Source organism: Demetria terragena DSM 11295 (genome assembly GCF_000376825.1).
GTDB lineage: Bacteria > Actinomycetota > Actinomycetes > Actinomycetales > Dermatophilaceae > Demetria > Demetria terragena.
Map to the genome: position 1 here is coordinate 1,121,496 of NZ_AQXW01000004.1, position 14,686 is coordinate 1,136,181.

Genomic DNA, 14,686 nt, shown 5'->3' on the forward strand with positions numbered 1-14,686 from the left:
GGGTAGGCGACCCCGACGCGGCAGGTCACAGGTTCGCGGGTGAGGATAGGGATTGCACGTTCTGCCTAATGGGCATTCATCTCATCGCGACTGAGTGGGGACACGACACATGAGCAGCCAAGGCCCGGCACGCGGCCGATCCACCCACCCGGCTAGCTCCGTCCGGCTTCCGGGAACGGGCCGACGGGCGAAGTCGATCGATCTGGCCGTCAACCTGATGTATGCCGGAGCAGCCCTCGAGGTCCTCAAAGTCATCCTGACCTTGGTGCTCGCCGGCACGATCAAGGCAGACATCAAAGAATCGCTAGGCGACAGCGTGGCGCAGGATGTGCTCGATGACACCCTGCGCGCCTTCAACCTCCAGATGCTGGTGGGCGGGCTGATCGCCATTGCCCTGTGGCTACTCATGGCGCGACTGAACGCTCAGGGCAAGTCATCGGCCCGCATCATCGCCACGGTGCTCTTCGCCATCAGCACGATCTCGCTGCTGTTTCGACTGCTGTCGGTCACTCCCATCGTGCTGATCACTATCACAGTGGTGTCCTGGATCATCGGCCTCGCGGCCGTCATCTACCTGTGGCGCCCGGACTCCTCGGCGTTTTTCACCCGAGCCGCCAACCGGCGCGGACAGTCCTAGCCGCTCCCCGTTCGCATCACCGAGCAGCACGTGCGTGCCGCAGTCAAGGCGTCCACCTCAACTCACGTAACCTCAGGAAGCGTGACCCGTCGTGCCCTCCGCCTCCTTGCGCCGCTGCCCCTCGTCGCCGCCTTGGCGTCCTGTAGCGCCTCGGCCGAGAACAGCGCGTTGACCAGCGAGCAGCCCTCGCTCCCCACCACGATCGCCCAGGTGCCGTCGGCGACTGACCTGCGCACGACCGCCGCGCCCGGAGCCATCGCCGCGAAAGACCGCGCCTTTGGCGTCGCTCCGCCCAAGGATTGGGCCGATGAATCCAGCAAACAGGCAGGCGTCGTGCTCTTCCTCAAAGGCCCCAAGCCCGACGACATGATTTTTCCCACCTTCAGCGTGATCAAATCCACGCTGGACAAACCTCTGCCCCTGGATGACCTCGTCGAACAGGGCATGATCGGCCACCGGCAGAAGGGCGGCACCGTCACAAAGGTCGCCAATCGGCAAGTAGGAGGCGCTCCCGCCGCGGGCTATCGCGTGACCCGCACCGCGACCACCAAGGAAAGCGACCAGAGCATCGAGCAGACCCAGTACTACGTCGTACGCGGCGACACGGTCTACATCACCACGATGACCTCGTCTTCCTCAGCGGGCAAGGCGACCGCGCCCGTCCAGAACACCATCCTGGACTCGTGGTCGTGGGGCGACCCGAAGGATCAGACGGCCACACCCTCAGCTCCCGCCGCAACGCCAACCAAGTAGCGAACCGCTACTCGCGGGCGTCGCCCGCCGATCGACGCAACAGCTTTCGCTGTAGTCGGTCCGCCTGTAGCCGACGAACCGGCAACGACCCCAGGGACACCCCTGCGGCGAGCGCCAAGCCCAGGGCTCCCGCGCTCACGAGCGCATTGAGCCCTTCGCCATCGGGTGCTCCATTGACCATCTCGAAGATGCCGCGGTAGACCGAGAGTCCGGGAACCAGCGGCACGATGCCGCCCGTTGCCAACGCGAGCGACGGCAACTTGAAGGTGGCGGCCATGAACTGCGAGCTCGCCCCCACGACGATGGCGGCGACCGCCGTCGCGCCGACGAGCTCCATACCCAGCCCGTTCACCACCCGGAAGATGAACCACGCCAAGGCGCCAATCGCCCCGGCGGCTGCGGTCGCCCGTAGCCCGGTATAAGACACGACGGCGTTGGCGCTGGAACACACGAAGGCCGCGAGAGTCGAGAAGATCAGCGCGTCGGATAACCCGACGGATGGGTCGACCTCGCCCAACGGGACGCGCATCCATTTGCCGATCCACAGCGTGACCAGCACCCCCGCCACTACGCCCGAGGACAGCAAGATCACTTGCAGCGTGCGCCCGGCCGCGGTGACGTAATAGCCATCGAGTACGTCCTGAGCCGTACTCACCACCGAGAGCCCGACCAACAGCACGACCACACCGGTGGCGATGACCACCGAGGGCGTGAGACCCAACTCCAAGGGAACTCGCGTGATCTTGCTCAACGCCCAGATCGACAACGCCACGATGGTCGGAATCGCGGCACCCACCGCCTGAGAGAAGAAGGCCGGTAGCGCGGCGAGCGCCAAGCGACGCTGCACCCGGTCGATCGTCGCCGCGATACACGCCGTCAGCAGGATCTGCCAGATGCCACCGCCCAGCAGGGCGGTAATGCCCGCGCCAAGGAACGCCATCGCCACCGTGACGATGTTCCGCTGGTACGGGTGCGGCTGGTTCACGATCTTGTCGAGTCGATCGCGGGCCTGGATATCCTCGTACGGGTTATCGGCCTCCACGATGTCGCGGACGAGTTCCTGGAGCGCCTCGAGGCGAGTGAAGTCGGCGGCCGTGCTCGGCACGATGCGCATCACCGTGACGGGGTCGCGGAACGGTCCGCGGTGGTAGGACACCGTGATCGAGGTCAAGGTCACGTCGACGCTGATGGATCGCAGCGAGTAGGCCCTGGTCAGCCGCAACACCGTGCCCGTGACATCCGACGCGGACGCGCCCGTCGCCAGGAGCGCCTCCCCCGTGCGCAACGCCAGGTCGATGACCTCGCGCGCGTACTGGTCGCCCGGTCCGTCTTCATCGCCACGCACACCAATGGGCATCGTCGGGGGCACGTGGGAGCGCAGCACTCGTCCCGCGCGAAGGCGAAGTTCCGCTGGGCCGGGGCGATACCGGCGAGGCGGCGGGGTTGGCGAATCCTGCGTCACGGACCAACTGTGCCCCCGCGACCGGTTGCGGATCAACTTGCGCCCGCACCGGTACGACGCCGACTCCATGGCACGATGAGAGGCGTGAGCGAAGAACAGCAACAGTCCGACCACCGCACCCGACCCAAGAGCGAAGCCTTCCGGTCTTTTATCGCGCAGGGATGGGCCGAGCGTTCGACCCAGGCGCCCGCGCGTGCCGACTTTGCCGACTACACCCAGCCCCGGCGGGAAGCGCTCTCAGCGCAGTTCCCAGGCGAGCGGTTGGTGATCCCGGCCGGTGGCTTGAAGGTGCGCAGCAATGACTCCGATTACGTCTTCCGCCCACACTCAGCCTTTGCTCACCTGACCGGGCTCGGCGCCGACCGTGAGCCAGACGCGGTCCTGGTGATGGAACCGATCGTCGACGAAGAAGGCGAAGACGCCGGGCATGAGCCGGTGCTGTTTTTTCGCCCGCTCGCCGGCCGCGACACCGAGGAGTTCTTCGCCGACAGCCGTTACGGCGAGTTCTGGGTCGGTGGCCGACCCACCCTTTCGGAGATCGAGTCCGAGCTCGGCGTGCGCGCCCGCCATATTGATGAATTCCCTGATGCGGTCGCCAAGGACGCTGGATCGATTGGCGTGCGGGTCGTACGCGACGCGGATGCTGAGGTTCGTGGGCTCATCGACCAAGCGCGATCCACGGAGGCCCAGACCGAGGAACGCACCGAGCAGCAACGCGAGATGGACGCGGAGTTCGCTCGACAGTTGTCGACCTCCCGAATGGTCAAGGACGACTACGAGATTCAGCAGATGCGTGACGCGGTCGAGGCGACCGGTCACGGGTTTGACGCCGTGATCGCCGACTTGCCTGAGGCGATCAAGCGGGGTCGCGGCGAGCGCTGGGTGGAGGGCATCTTCGGCCTCTACGCACGCCATGAGGGAAATGGGGTCGGCTATGACTCCATCTGCGCCTCCGGCGACCACGCCAACACGTTGCACTGGATCAAGAACACTGGCGACGTCAAAGAAGGCGACTTACTCCTCCTTGACGCTGGTGTCGAGGTCGACTCGCTGTATACCGCGGACATCACGCGCACCTTGCCGGTGAGCGGGACGTTCAGCGATGTCCAGCGCAAGGTCTACGACGCGGTCTATGCGGCCCAATGCGCTGGCTTCGAGGCGATCAAGCCGGGCAACAAATTCTCCGATGTGCACGCGGCCGCGATCCGCGTCATCGCCGAGCACCTCAACGCATGGGGCTTGCTCCCGGACGGCGTCGGTGTCGAAGAGACGCTCAATGCCGAGACCGGGATGTACCACCGCCGGTGGATGGTGCACGGCACCAGCCACCACCTCGGCCTCGATGTTCACGATTGCGCTCGCGCGCGAGCCGAAGACTACGTCGACGGGGAACTTCGCCCCGGCATGATCCTCACCGTCGAGCCTGGTCTCTACTTCAAATCTGACGACCTGCTGGTTCCGGAGGAGTTCCGCGGTATCGGGGTGCGCATTGAGGACGACGTCCTGGTCACCGACACCGGCTACGACAACCTGTCGGGTTTCATGCCGCGGTCATCGGACGAGGTCGAGGCGTGGATCGCCGGAATCTGGGCGAAGTCGTAGATCGAGAACGGCTCAGTTGGTCAGGCGTGGTCCGCCGGCCATCTGAGCCAGGAGGTCACGACCGCGCTCGGCGAACTTGTGCTCGACGAGGACCTCATACCTCGTAGCGACCACGCGAGAGACGGACGTGAAGTCGCGCTGCCCCCGGCTGACGGCGTAACCCACCGCGGCCCAGCCGATGCCGAACACCACGCCGAGCAACATGGTGGAGAACAACGTGGACACGGCGTCCTCGCTCCCGAACAACGTGAAGATCAGGCCGACGAACAAGCCGAGCCAGAGCCCGGATAGCGCTCCCCCGGCCAACACCCGCCGCCACGTCAGTCGGCCCATGACACGTTCGACCTGCTTGAGGTCGGTGCCAACAATCAGGCAGTTCTCCACGGGGAACTCGTGGTCGGAGAGGTAGTCAACGGCCTGCTGGGCGTGGACGTAGTCGTCGTAGACCCCCAGAGACATGGGGTAGTCGAGGGTGAGCGCGCCCTGACCGGCGCGGGGGGTCATGGCTGAGTTGGACATGCGCCCAGTCTGCCCCATCACACACAAAGCCCCCTGCCAACGGCAGAGGGCATGCAGTGTTCGCGACGTCGACCGAGGAAACCTCGGGATCATCAGCGGCTGAGGAAGCGACCGAAGCGAGCTCGGAAGCGTTCGGTGCGGTACGAGTCGGCAGCGCGGACAAGGGCCGCACCGGCGTGGGTGTACATCCCTGTCACCATGGTGGTTTTTCCTCCTCTCAGGACGTTCAGCATTTCTGGACTGGCTCAATCCTAATGTTCGATATCGAATAGTTCCGAATCCAACGACCGTGATTCCGATCACTAGACTGCTGTCATGTCCGACACCGATGTCCCCTTCGAGGCCGCCCTGGCCGCGAACCTCCAGCGCGGCCTCGCCAAAAGTGGCGTGCTGTGGCTCGGGCCGACCGAGCACGAGGCTGTGCCCGTATGGTTCGCCCACCTGGACCCCTACGTCTACGTTCTGACCGGGCCCGGCGAGCAGAACGTCCCCCATCTGGGTGACGAGGCCGTCATGGTCCTGCGGGACAAGGACACCCGCAGTCGCATCCTGGTCGCTCCCGTCGAGGTCGGTCGGCTCGCGCCCAGCCATGAGCGATGGACCGGCGCCACGGAGGCCCTGGCCAAGGGACGACTCAACGCCGCGGCCCTGCCCTCAGACCTTCCCGAGCGGTGGGCGACCGGCGCCGTCGTCTTCGAACTGCTTCCACTGGTCGAAGACGCGCATCACTGAGCACTCACGACTGGGTACGGTTGGCACCGTGAGTTCCCGCGTCTTCATTTCCAGGATGGTCGGCCAAACTGTCTTCGACCCCGTGGGAGACCAGGTCGGCCGGGTCCGAGATGTCGTGGTCCATTTCTCGAATCCGCAGCGGGCGCGGGCTATCGGACTGGTTCTTGAGGTCCACGGCCGGCGACGCATCTTCCTGCCGATGACCAGGGTGACCTCCATCGACGCCAACGCGGTCATCAGCACGGGCGTGGTCAACATGCGCCGGTTCGAGACCCGTCCCGGAGAGAAGCAGGCCATCGCTGACTTGCTCGACCGCAATGTCGAGGTATCCGGGCCCGAAGGCACCTATGACGCCGTGGTCGAGGATCTCGCGATCGAGGTCAACGCCCGCCGCGACTGGATGCTGGTGCGGGTCTTCGTTCGCACCTCGAGTTCGGCGTCGTCGGCCAGTCGCGCCATGTCACGGTTGACGAGGCGTCGCAGCGGCCGCACCGCACTGGTGTCCATCGACGAGGTCAGCGGCCTCCAGGAGCGCACGCGGGCACAAAGCGCCGAGCGCCTGTTGGAGACCTACCACGACCTGCGCATCCCCGACCTGGCTGAGGTCATTCACGATCTGGATCCGGAGCGCCGCGCCGAGGTCGCTGCGGCACTGGATGATCACCGGCTCGCAGATGTCCTCCAGGAACTCCCCGATGACGACCAGGTCGAAGTCATCGTCGGCTTGGACATCGCCCGGGCGGTCGACGTCATGGAGGCGATGGAACCGGATGACGCGGCTGACCTGCTGGCCGAGCTCCCCGCCGAGAACGCCGAGGCACTGCTCCAGCGCATGCAGCCCGATGACGCCGCTGACCTGCGCCGACTGCTCACCTATGACGAGAACACTGCCGGTGGTCTGATGACCACCGAGCCGGTCATCCTCGGCCCGGACGCCACCATCGCGGAGGCGCTGGCGGTTGTACGCCGCGAGGAGCTGGCCCCAGCCCTCGCCTCTGCTGTGTTTGTGACCCGCACGCCCAACGAAGCGCCGACTGGCCGCTACCTGGGCATGGTGCATACCCAGCGGCTCTTGCGGGAGCCTCCGCACAGCCCGGTAGGACAACTCCTGGACGCCTCGGTCGAGCCGCTCCCGCCGACCTCCCCGTTGGCCGTCGTCACCCGCACCTTCGCGACCTACAACCTGGTCGCGATGCCGGTATGTGATGATGCCGGGCGACTACTCGGTGTGGTCACCGTGGACGATGTGCTCGACCACATCCTTCCCGACGACTGGCGTGAGCAGCGCCATGCGCTGCGCTTTGGAGACCGCCCAAGCACCAAGACCGGAACAGGAGGCTCGCCATGACCGACCGTGGCACCTCCGAGGACCGCGAGCGCGACCGGGATAAGCAAGGTCGTCGACGCGATAGCCGCCGACGCACACCGGACCGGCTCGACCAACCGCAGGAGCGACGGCGCCGGATCCTGCCGGAGATTCCGCTGAGTGGCGAACGCTTCGGTGTGCTCAGCGAGAAGTTCGCGCGGTTCATGGGTACGGCGACCTTCCTGATCTGGATGACGATTTTCGTCGCGGTGTGGCTCGCCTGGAACACTTTTCTTCCCGAGGCGGCGCAGTTCGACCCACGCGAACTCAACTACTCGTTGCTCACCCTGATGCTGTCCCTCCAGGCGTCCTACGCCGCGCCCCTGATCCTGCTCGCGCAGAACCGTCAGGACGACCGCGATCGGGTCGGGTTGGAGCAGGACCGTTCCCGCGATGAGCGCAATCTCGCCGACACCGAGTTCCTGACCCGGGAGGTCGCCTCCCTGCGACTCGCGCTGCGCGACACCGCAACCAGGGACTTCGTCCGCTCAGAATTGCGTTCGTTGCTGGACGAGATGGAACAGCGCGGCATCGTGCGTTCCGAGGCCGCGCCAGAGACGCCACAGCCGGGCAGCCCGCCCCGGGACTGAAGGCGTTCAGGGGCGCGACCTACCATGGGACGTATGCCTTCCTCCCCCTCACAGGACACAGTCCTGGCGGCCCTGGCCACCGTGGACGATCCCGAGATTCGTCGCCCGATCACCGACCTCGGCATGGTCGAGGATGTCGAGATCTCTGACTCCGGGCACGTTCGGGTCACCATCCTGCTCACCATCGCGGGCTGCCCGATGAAGGCGACCTTGACCGAGCGCACCACGGCGGCCGTTCAGAAGGTCGAGGGCGTGACTGGAGTCGAGGTGCGGCTGGGTGTGATGAGTGATGACCAGCGCACCGCGCTCAAGGAGCAGTTGCGCGGCGGGCAGGCCGAGAAGGAGATTCCCTTCGCCAAGCCCGGTTCGTTGACGCGGGTCTACGCCGTGGCCTCTGGTAAGGGCGGTGTTGGCAAGTCGTCGGTGACGGTGAACCTGGCGGCGTCACTGGCGGCACAGGGCTTCTCGGTGGGAGTCGTCGACGCCGACATCTACGGGTTCTCGGTGCCCCGCATGCTCGGCGTTGAGCACAAGCCAACCCAGGTCGACGACATGATCCTGCCGCCGGTGAGCCACGACGTAAAGGTCATCTCGATCGGCATGTTCGTGCCGGGCAATCAGCCCGTCGTCTGGCGTGGACCGATGTTGCACCGCGCATTGCAGCAGTTCCTGGCCGACGTCTTCTGGGGCGATCTGGACATCCTGCTGCTGGACCTGCCGCCCGGCACCGGTGACATCGCGATCTCGGTTGCGCAATTGATCCCCGGAGCGGAGATCCTTGTCATCACCACGCCTCAGCAGGCCGCCGCGGAGGTCGCCGAACGCGCTGGCGCGATCGCGCTGCAGACCAAGCAGCGCATCGCCGGTGTCGTGGAAAATATGTCGTGGCTTGAACTCCCCGACGGGACGCGACAAGAGATCTTCGGTCGTGGCGGCGGTCAGGTCGTCGCAGATTCACTGACCCGCAGTGTCGGGGCCAATGTGCCGTTGCTGGGACAGATCCCGCTCGATACCCGCCTACGCGAGTGCGCTGATCGCGGTACACCCGTGGTCCTGGAGGACCCGACGAGCGCTGCGGCCGCTGCCCTCAACGGGATTGCGCGCTCACTGGGTACGCGCTCCCGCGGCTTGGCCGGACGATCGCTCGGGTTGACGCCCGCCGGACGCTAAGACCACTCAGCGGTCGGTCAGGTCGCCTCGACGTCCCACGGGGTCGCGCGATCGGGGTCGAAGCGAACCCCGTAGGTCGGACGCAGGTCCGGTTCGTGGGAGTCGTCATTCTCATGGAGTAGCGGCTCGACATCGGGCTCGATCGGTTCGACGGGATCGACGTCGGGCACCTCGGGTGGCGACTGTTGGCCCGGCTCGTCGAACAGTGCCTGACGCACAATCGCCCGCGGGTCATACTGCCGCGGGTCGTACTGGCGCCAATCAATGTCCTTGAAGTCGGGTCCCATCTGCTCTTCGAGCTGGGATTTGGCTCCCTCGGCCATACCGCGCGCTTGCCGAATCCAGTCGCGCAACTTGGCGATGTACTCGGGCAACTTGTCCGGCCCGATCAGAACCATCGCGAGCACGAGCAGGATCATGAACTCGGCGGTGTTCACACCGAAGATCTGCACCCAGGCCGTCCTCTCAGGTCATTCCGTCGCGCCGGTCAGCACGACATCGACAGTACGTTCTTTGTCCCCGGACCGTACCAACATGGAGACCGAGTCCCCGACCGCCTTCGAACGAATGGACACGATCAGCATGTCCGGGCTGGTGATCTTGCGGTCGCCGATGCGCAAGATGATGTCACCATTCTTGATGCCCGCCTTGTCCGCAGGCCCGCCCTCCGTCACGCCGGGATCGTCACCGACTTTTGCGCCTTCGCCGGTGTAGTTCAGGTCGAGCTGTGCGCCCAACTCCGGCCGGGAGACCTTGCCGGTGTTGATGAGCTGTTCGGAGGCGCGCTTGGCGGTGGTCGCGGGGATCGCAAAGCCCAGCCCGATATTGCCCTGGGACCCACTGGTTGAACCAGGAGTCCGTGCAATCGCGGTGTTGATGCCCATGACGCGCCCTTCCTCGTCGAGGAGCGGGCCACCGGAATTTCCCGGATTGATGGCGGCATCGGTTTGGATCGCGTTGATGTACGACGCCTGATCCTGGCTCTGCCCGGCCACGACCGGGCGGTCGAGTGCCGAGACGATCCCTGAGGTCACCGTGCTTTCCAAGCCCAGCGGCGCGCCGACTGCCACGACCGGGTCGCCCACCCGCACCTTGCTGGACTCGGCAAACGACAACGGCTTCAGACCCGTCTTGTCCACCTTGACCACGGCCAGGTCATAGGACGCATCCTGACCGATGATCTTGGCCGGCGCCTCACCGCCGTCCGCGAACACGGCGCGAATCGTCCCGCCTTTTGCGGCGGCAGCAACGTGATTGTTGGTCAGGATGTAGCCATCGGCTCGGATGACGAAACCCGAACCGCCTCCGGTGCGCTCGCCGTCACCCACCTTGAGGGTTACGACTCCGGGAAGGACCGACGCGGCCACCTTGCCCACGTCGATGGTGTCGGACACCGTGTCCGCCGAGCGCTCGCCACGATCGGCTAAGCGCGCGCCGCCGAACCCGCCCACAAGGCCCGCGAGAAGTCCGACGATCAAGGCGCCCACGACCAGCCAGCGGCCGCCGCCCCGAGGCTTCGGCGCGGGACTGACCGGCGCCCCAGGACCTACCGGTCCAGCACCACCTGGCCCGTGGCTGGGACTCGGCATGCCGGGACGGGGCGCGGGAGCAGGCGGCGCTGCAGGCGCAGGACGCCGAGGCGTCCGCCACCGGGGAGCGTGTGGAGCCTGCTGCTCTACCGGGGCCACCTGGGATTGCCGGTCGGTACGTTCCACGTTGAGCGGTGCAGTGAACTGATCCTCATCGCTCATGGTGCTGATTCTGCCTGGTCACGGGTCGCCGGGCGGCGTCAGGGACGCTTGATGGCGGCACCCGCTGAGGGGATCGGGACCGAGGCACGTGGCTGCGCGAACGAGGCGGACGCATCCAGGTCTGCTCGGCTCACCGCCGAAGTACCGACACCGCCAGAGGACACCACCGGACGAATCTGCACCTGGGCGGGCGCAACCCGGGGGTTCTGGCCTGGGCGGACCGGCGAGGACGACACGACAAGAGCGACACCGGCACACCCCACGACAGCCACCAGGGCGGCGGTGACCGAGGTCCGCGCCGAGTGATGCTGAGGTGGTGCGCCCTGGGTGACCAATGGCGGGCCCGCTGGCGGTCGCGGAATCGGCTCGTGGTCGGCAAGGCCGATGAGCCCATCGACCAAACTCTGGTGACGGACCGGATCCGGGTGGTGGCCACGCAACTGGTTGATCAGTCGCCGTTCTTGCTCCACCTCATGACGGCATAGGGCACACACCAGGAGGTGCTGATCGGCGCGGTGCGCGACGGGCGGATCCAACAGGTCATCGACGTAGTCGTGGACGAGGTCGCCGAGATGACCACCGGATTCCCGGTGGTCACGCAGGTACCGCGGCCCGACCGTCATGACGTGCCCGCCACCACCTGTCCGGTGGCGGCTTGGGCTGACATGGCCGGGAGGTTGGTTCGCCCAGCGCGGATGGCTGGGTCCCGATGCGCCAAGTCTGCGCGCAACTGCGCGCGGCCACGGTGGATGCGGGAGCGTACGGTGCCGAGCTTGATGCCCAGCGTGGCGGCAACCTCGTCGTAGGACAAGCCCTCGATGTCGCACAGCACCACTGCTGCCCGGAAGTCGGGCGAGAGTCCGTCGAGTGCGCGCTGCACGTCGTCGTCGAATTGCGCATCGGTGTAGGCCTGCTCGGGGCCGATCTCACGGCTGGGGAGACGCGCGGCAGCATCGTCGGCGAGCGCATCGAAACGGATGCGCTGCTTGCGGCGCATCTTGTCCAGGAAGACGTTGGTGGTGATGCGGTGCAGCCAGCCCTCGAACGTTCCCGGGCGGTAGGAGTGCAGTGACCGGAAGACCCGCACGAACACATCGTGGGTGAGGTCCTCCGCGTCGTGAACGTTTCCCGTCAGGCGGTACGCGAGGCGGTAGACGCGCGCTGAGTGCGTCGTCACGATCTCTTCCCACGTGGGCGGTTCCCACCCAGGTGGTGCCTCATCAGGGACTTCGGTGCGGGGTCGTCCGCGAAGGGGCTCGTTCATCAGGGATCCTCTCTCCCGCGACGCCCCCGCGTCGCGCTGGATCCCATCGTGGTGGAGCAACCTGGGTGTGTGCTGTGTCTTGGCTGTCTGCCCACCCAGCATCCGGACTGCCGACATCGCGCCGCGCGCGGATAGAGTCGGAGTCATGAGCACCATGAGACCCACAACGTGGGCCTACGCAGCAGAGTTCCCGATCGAACCGGAGCCCATCGAGGCCGCGCGCCTGCGTGGCGAAGAACTTGGCTGCACACCCGTCGATGCGGCCGTCGGGGCTACCCTCAGCGTTCTGGCTGCCGCGGCCGCGGCGCGCGCTGTGGTCGAAATCGGATCGGGCGCCGGCTCGTCGGGCCTCTGGCTGCTGCGCGGTATGCCCCGCGACGGGATCCTCACCACCATCGACATCAACGCCGAGCACCAGCGCGCGGCCAAGCAGGCATACACCGCGGCTGGCGTGCCCTCACAACGAGTCCGCGCGATTATTGGCTCGGCACTGGCCGTGCTGCCGCGGCTCGCTGACGGCGCCTACGACCTGGTTCTGGTCGATGGCCACAAACCGGAGTACCCCACCTACGTCGAAGAGGCGATTCGGCTGCTGCGCCCGGGAGGCGTCCTGGTCTGCGACAACATGCTGTGGCATGACAAGGTGGCCGATCCGGCCGTACGCGACGACACCACAGTGCTCTTGCGGGATCTCGGCAAACAACTGCGTGCCGACGACACCCTCATCACCACTCTCCTGCCCATCGGCGACGGGCTGCTCACGGCGGTCAAGCGCTGAGCACTCTTAGTGACGCCTCGCGCAGCGGGCATGCGAAAAGGCGGTACTACCAGACCTGGTAGCGCCGCCTTTGTCGCAATGCGGTGAAGGCTAGGACTAGCCGATGCAACCCTGAATCGCGTCCTCGAGCGCCTTCGCCTCTTCGGCGTTCATCTCGACGACCAGTCGGCCGCCACCCTCAAGCGGCATTCGGAGAAGGATGCTGCGCCCCTCCTTAGTCACCTCGAGCGGTCCGTCACCGGTTCTCGGCTTCATCGCCGCCATGGGATCTCCCTTTCGTTACGCGCGACCTTCTTGAGCGCCGAAGTCACACCATCGTCAAGGTGGCCAGCCGCGAGCGCTCTGCTGTTGTGGCCATTATCTCCCGATACCTCGCCCATTCGGAAATCCCCTCCCCACGAACTACGGCAGACTGTGGACATGCACGCCCGCGCTGCCGTCTTCGACCTCTACGGAGACCACCTCTTTCGGCGCGATTACTGGGCGCCGATCGCCTCCACCGTTCGCCTGCTGGACTCAGTGGACGTACGCCCCGAAGCGGTACGAACCTCGGTTTCCCGGCTCGTACGCGAAGGGTGGTTGGAGCCGGTCGAACGGCACGGGATGCGCGGCTATGTGGCCAGCGCGCGGGCTCGCCGCCGCCTCGACGAGGCTCGGGATCGGATTTACCGCGCGAAGACGCCCACGTGGCAGGGCAGTTGGGACGTCCTGGTCTTTCCCGAACGCATCACTGACCGCAGTCGACGGGCGCGACTGACCGACTCACTCGGCTTCCTCGGCTACGCCCGACTCGCGGCGGATACCTGGATCGCGCCACGTCGATCGGCCGAACTCGCAGAGGCAGTGGCCGGCCTGACCGTTCGCAGTTTCACCGCCACCTATGAGGATGACGGTCGCGAGCTTGCCGCCGCGCTCTGGGATCTGGAGGGCCTCGCACATTCCTACCGCGAGTTCATCGCCTGGGCTCACCGTTTGGCAGCCGAGCCTGCTGGTTTGTCTGATCGGGCCGCCTACGCCGTACGCACTGAACTGGTCCACGAGTGGCGCAAGTTCCTCTTCCGCGACCCTGGGCTGCCCGACGTAGTCCTTCCGGCTGCTTGGCCTGGACGCGACGCCGCCACCTGCTTTGATCAACTCAGCAACGAACTACTTCCGCGAAGTCGTGCCTTCGTGGATGAATGTCTAGCCGACCCGCACGCTGCGCGGCCCTCGATAGAGGCGAACTCGTCTCACCCTCAAGGAGTGTCATGACCGACCTGACCGACCCCACCTCTGCCGTTGTACTCAGTCGCGACGGTGGTGTGGCCACCATTCGCTTCAACCGGCCCGACGCCATGAACAGCGTCAACCTAGCCACCAAGGAGGCTCTGCTCGCTGCCCTTCGTGAGGTGGCCGAGGACTCCTCCGTACGCGCCGTCGTCCTCACCGGATCCGGTCGCGCCTTCTGTGTCGGGCAGGACCTGCGCGAGCACGTGGCCGGCCTGAAGTCGGGTGAGAAGCTCGACAGCACGGTGGCGGATCACTACAACCCGGCGGTGACGCTGATCGCGACCATGAACAAGCCGGTCATCGCCGCACTGAACGGTGTCGCGGCCGGGGCCGGTTCGTCGCTGGCCTTCGCCGCCGACTTCCGCATCCTGGTCGACTCCGCGGGCTTCAACCTGGCCTTCGCCGGCATCGCGCTGTCCTGCGACACCGGCGCCTCCTGGACGCTTCCGCGCCTGGTCGGCGTGGCCAAGGCAAAGGAACTGTTGATGTTCGGTGGAACGATCTCTGCTCAAGAAGCGCTCGACTACGGCCTGGCGACCAAGATTGTCCCCGCCGACGAATTCGACTCGGCCGTCAGCGAGTTCGCACTAAAGCTTGCGTCTGGGCCGACCCTGGCCTACGGCTCCATCCGTCGCGCGGTCACCTTTTCGGTCGGCAACGATCTCGCCGACTCCCTCGCGCATGAAGCCGAACTGATGGCGTTGACGGGTGCATCGGCCGATCATCGCGCTGCCGTGGAGGCCTTTCTGGCCAAGGAGAAGCCAAGCTTCGAAGGCCGTTGATCGCGGCGCTG

At 66.1% G+C, this 14,686-nt stretch carries 17 protein-coding genes; 10 read left to right on the forward strand and 7 right to left on the reverse strand.

Annotated elements, in window-relative coordinates:
- Nucleotides 1-109 precede the first annotated feature (109 nt).
- Both F562_RS0109470 and F562_RS0109475 read left to right on the forward strand, forming a co-directional pair.
- A complete protein-coding gene (locus tag F562_RS0109470) occupies nt 110-637 on the forward strand; it encodes a hypothetical protein (RefSeq protein WP_018156715.1) in 528 nt (175 codons plus the stop codon).
- 81 nt (nt 638-718) lie between these two features.
- Entirely contained in the window at nt 719-1,390 is a 672-nt protein-coding gene (locus tag F562_RS0109475; protein WP_018156716.1) for a hypothetical protein, read from the forward strand.
- A 7-nt stretch (nt 1,391-1,397) separates the two neighbouring features.
- On the opposite strand, the gene F562_RS18635 is transcribed toward F562_RS0109475, so the two are convergent.
- The gene (locus tag F562_RS18635) at nt 1,398-2,852 is read right to left on the reverse strand and encodes a threonine/serine exporter family protein (RefSeq protein ID WP_169333375.1); all 1,455 of its coding nucleotides are present in this window, start codon (nt 2,850-2,852) and stop codon (nt 1,398-1,400) included.
- Between the two features lie 84 nt (nt 2,853-2,936).
- Here F562_RS18635 and F562_RS0109485 point away from each other — a divergent pair, with 84 nt between their 5' ends.
- Nucleotides 2,937-4,454 (forward strand): aminopeptidase P family protein, encoded by a 1,518-nt coding sequence (locus F562_RS0109485; protein WP_018156718.1) that lies wholly within the window; start codon nt 2,937-2,939, stop codon nt 4,452-4,454.
- A gap of 12 nt (nt 4,455-4,466) precedes the next feature.
- On the opposite strand, the gene F562_RS0109490 is transcribed toward F562_RS0109485, so the two are convergent.
- The gene (locus F562_RS0109490) at nt 4,467-4,973 is read right to left on the reverse strand and encodes a general stress protein (protein WP_211206445.1); all 507 of its coding nucleotides are present in this window, start codon (nt 4,971-4,973) and stop codon (nt 4,467-4,469) included.
- A gap of 315 nt (nt 4,974-5,288) precedes the next feature.
- Here F562_RS0109490 and F562_RS20165 point away from each other — a divergent pair, with 315 nt between their 5' ends.
- From F562_RS20165 to F562_RS0109515, 4 genes are read left to right on the forward strand one after another with little or no spacing between them, the layout of a single operon-like run.
- Nucleotides 5,289-5,705, forward strand: coding sequence for a hypothetical protein (locus F562_RS20165; protein ID WP_018156721.1), 417 nt, complete (start codon nt 5,289-5,291; stop codon nt 5,703-5,705).
- Nucleotides 5,706-5,733: 28 nt separating this feature from the next.
- The gene (locus tag F562_RS0109505; RefSeq protein WP_245553637.1) at nt 5,734-7,053 is read left to right on the forward strand and encodes a magnesium transporter MgtE N-terminal domain-containing protein; all 1,320 of its coding nucleotides are present in this window, start codon (nt 5,734-5,736) and stop codon (nt 7,051-7,053) included.
- Entirely contained in the window at nt 7,050-7,661 is a 612-nt protein-coding gene (locus F562_RS0109510; RefSeq protein WP_018156723.1) for a DUF1003 domain-containing protein, read from the forward strand. Before F562_RS0109505 ends, F562_RS0109510 begins: the two co-directional genes overlap by 4 nt.
- Nucleotides 7,662-7,685: 24 nt before the next feature.
- Nucleotides 7,686-8,831 carry an Mrp/NBP35 family ATP-binding protein gene (locus F562_RS0109515; RefSeq protein ID WP_026181159.1) on the forward strand — a complete coding sequence of 382 codons (1,146 nt, stop codon included), beginning with the start codon at nt 7,686-7,688 and terminating at the stop codon, nt 8,829-8,831.
- A gap of 17 nt (nt 8,832-8,848) precedes the next feature.
- Here F562_RS0109515 and F562_RS20170 read toward each other — a convergent pair whose 3' ends face one another.
- The 4 genes from F562_RS20170 to sigE are packed head-to-tail and all read right to left on the reverse strand — an operon-like array spanning nt 8,849 to nt 11,846.
- Entirely contained in the window at nt 8,849-9,283 is a 435-nt protein-coding gene (locus F562_RS20170) for a twin-arginine translocase TatA/TatE family subunit (protein ID WP_018156725.1), read from the reverse strand.
- Nucleotides 9,284-9,301: 18 nt separating this feature from the next.
- On the reverse strand, nt 9,302-10,582 hold the full coding sequence (locus F562_RS18650; protein WP_156822607.1) for a S1C family serine protease: 1,281 nt from the start codon (nt 10,580-10,582) through the stop codon (nt 9,302-9,304).
- A 38-nt stretch (nt 10,583-10,620) separates the two neighbouring features.
- On the reverse strand, nt 10,621-11,205 hold the full coding sequence (locus tag F562_RS18655; RefSeq protein ID WP_018156727.1) for an anti-sigma factor family protein: 585 nt from the start codon (nt 11,203-11,205) through the stop codon (nt 10,621-10,623).
- Nucleotides 11,202-11,846: an RNA polymerase sigma factor SigE gene (gene sigE, locus F562_RS18660; RefSeq protein ID WP_051080163.1), complete on the reverse strand. Its 645-nt coding sequence runs from the start codon at nt 11,844-11,846 to the stop codon at nt 11,202-11,204. Before sigE ends, F562_RS18655 begins: the two co-directional genes overlap by 4 nt.
- Nucleotides 11,847-11,991: 145 nt before the next feature.
- Here sigE and F562_RS0109540 point away from each other — a divergent pair, with 145 nt between their 5' ends.
- Complete coding sequence (locus F562_RS0109540) at nt 11,992-12,624, forward strand: O-methyltransferase (protein ID WP_026181160.1); 633 nt, start codon at nt 11,992-11,994, stop codon at nt 12,622-12,624.
- Between the two features lie 96 nt (nt 12,625-12,720).
- Here the strand turns inward: F562_RS0109540 and F562_RS20585 are convergent, their stop codons facing one another.
- Nucleotides 12,721-12,888 (reverse strand): DUF3117 domain-containing protein, encoded by a 168-nt coding sequence (locus F562_RS20585; RefSeq protein WP_018156730.1) that lies wholly within the window; start codon nt 12,886-12,888, stop codon nt 12,721-12,723.
- A gap of 156 nt (nt 12,889-13,044) precedes the next feature.
- Between F562_RS20585 and F562_RS18665 the strand changes: the two genes are divergently transcribed.
- Together F562_RS18665 and F562_RS0109555 are read left to right on the forward strand one after the other, a co-directional pair.
- On the forward strand, nt 13,045-13,875 hold the full coding sequence (locus F562_RS18665; protein WP_018156731.1) for a PaaX family transcriptional regulator: 831 nt from the start codon (nt 13,045-13,047) through the stop codon (nt 13,873-13,875).
- Nucleotides 13,872-14,675 carry an enoyl-CoA hydratase/isomerase family protein gene (locus F562_RS0109555; protein WP_018156732.1) on the forward strand — a complete coding sequence of 268 codons (804 nt, stop codon included), beginning with the start codon at nt 13,872-13,874 and terminating at the stop codon, nt 14,673-14,675. Before F562_RS18665 ends, F562_RS0109555 begins: the two co-directional genes overlap by 4 nt.
- The last annotated feature ends 11 nt before the right edge of the window (nt 14,676-14,686 follow it).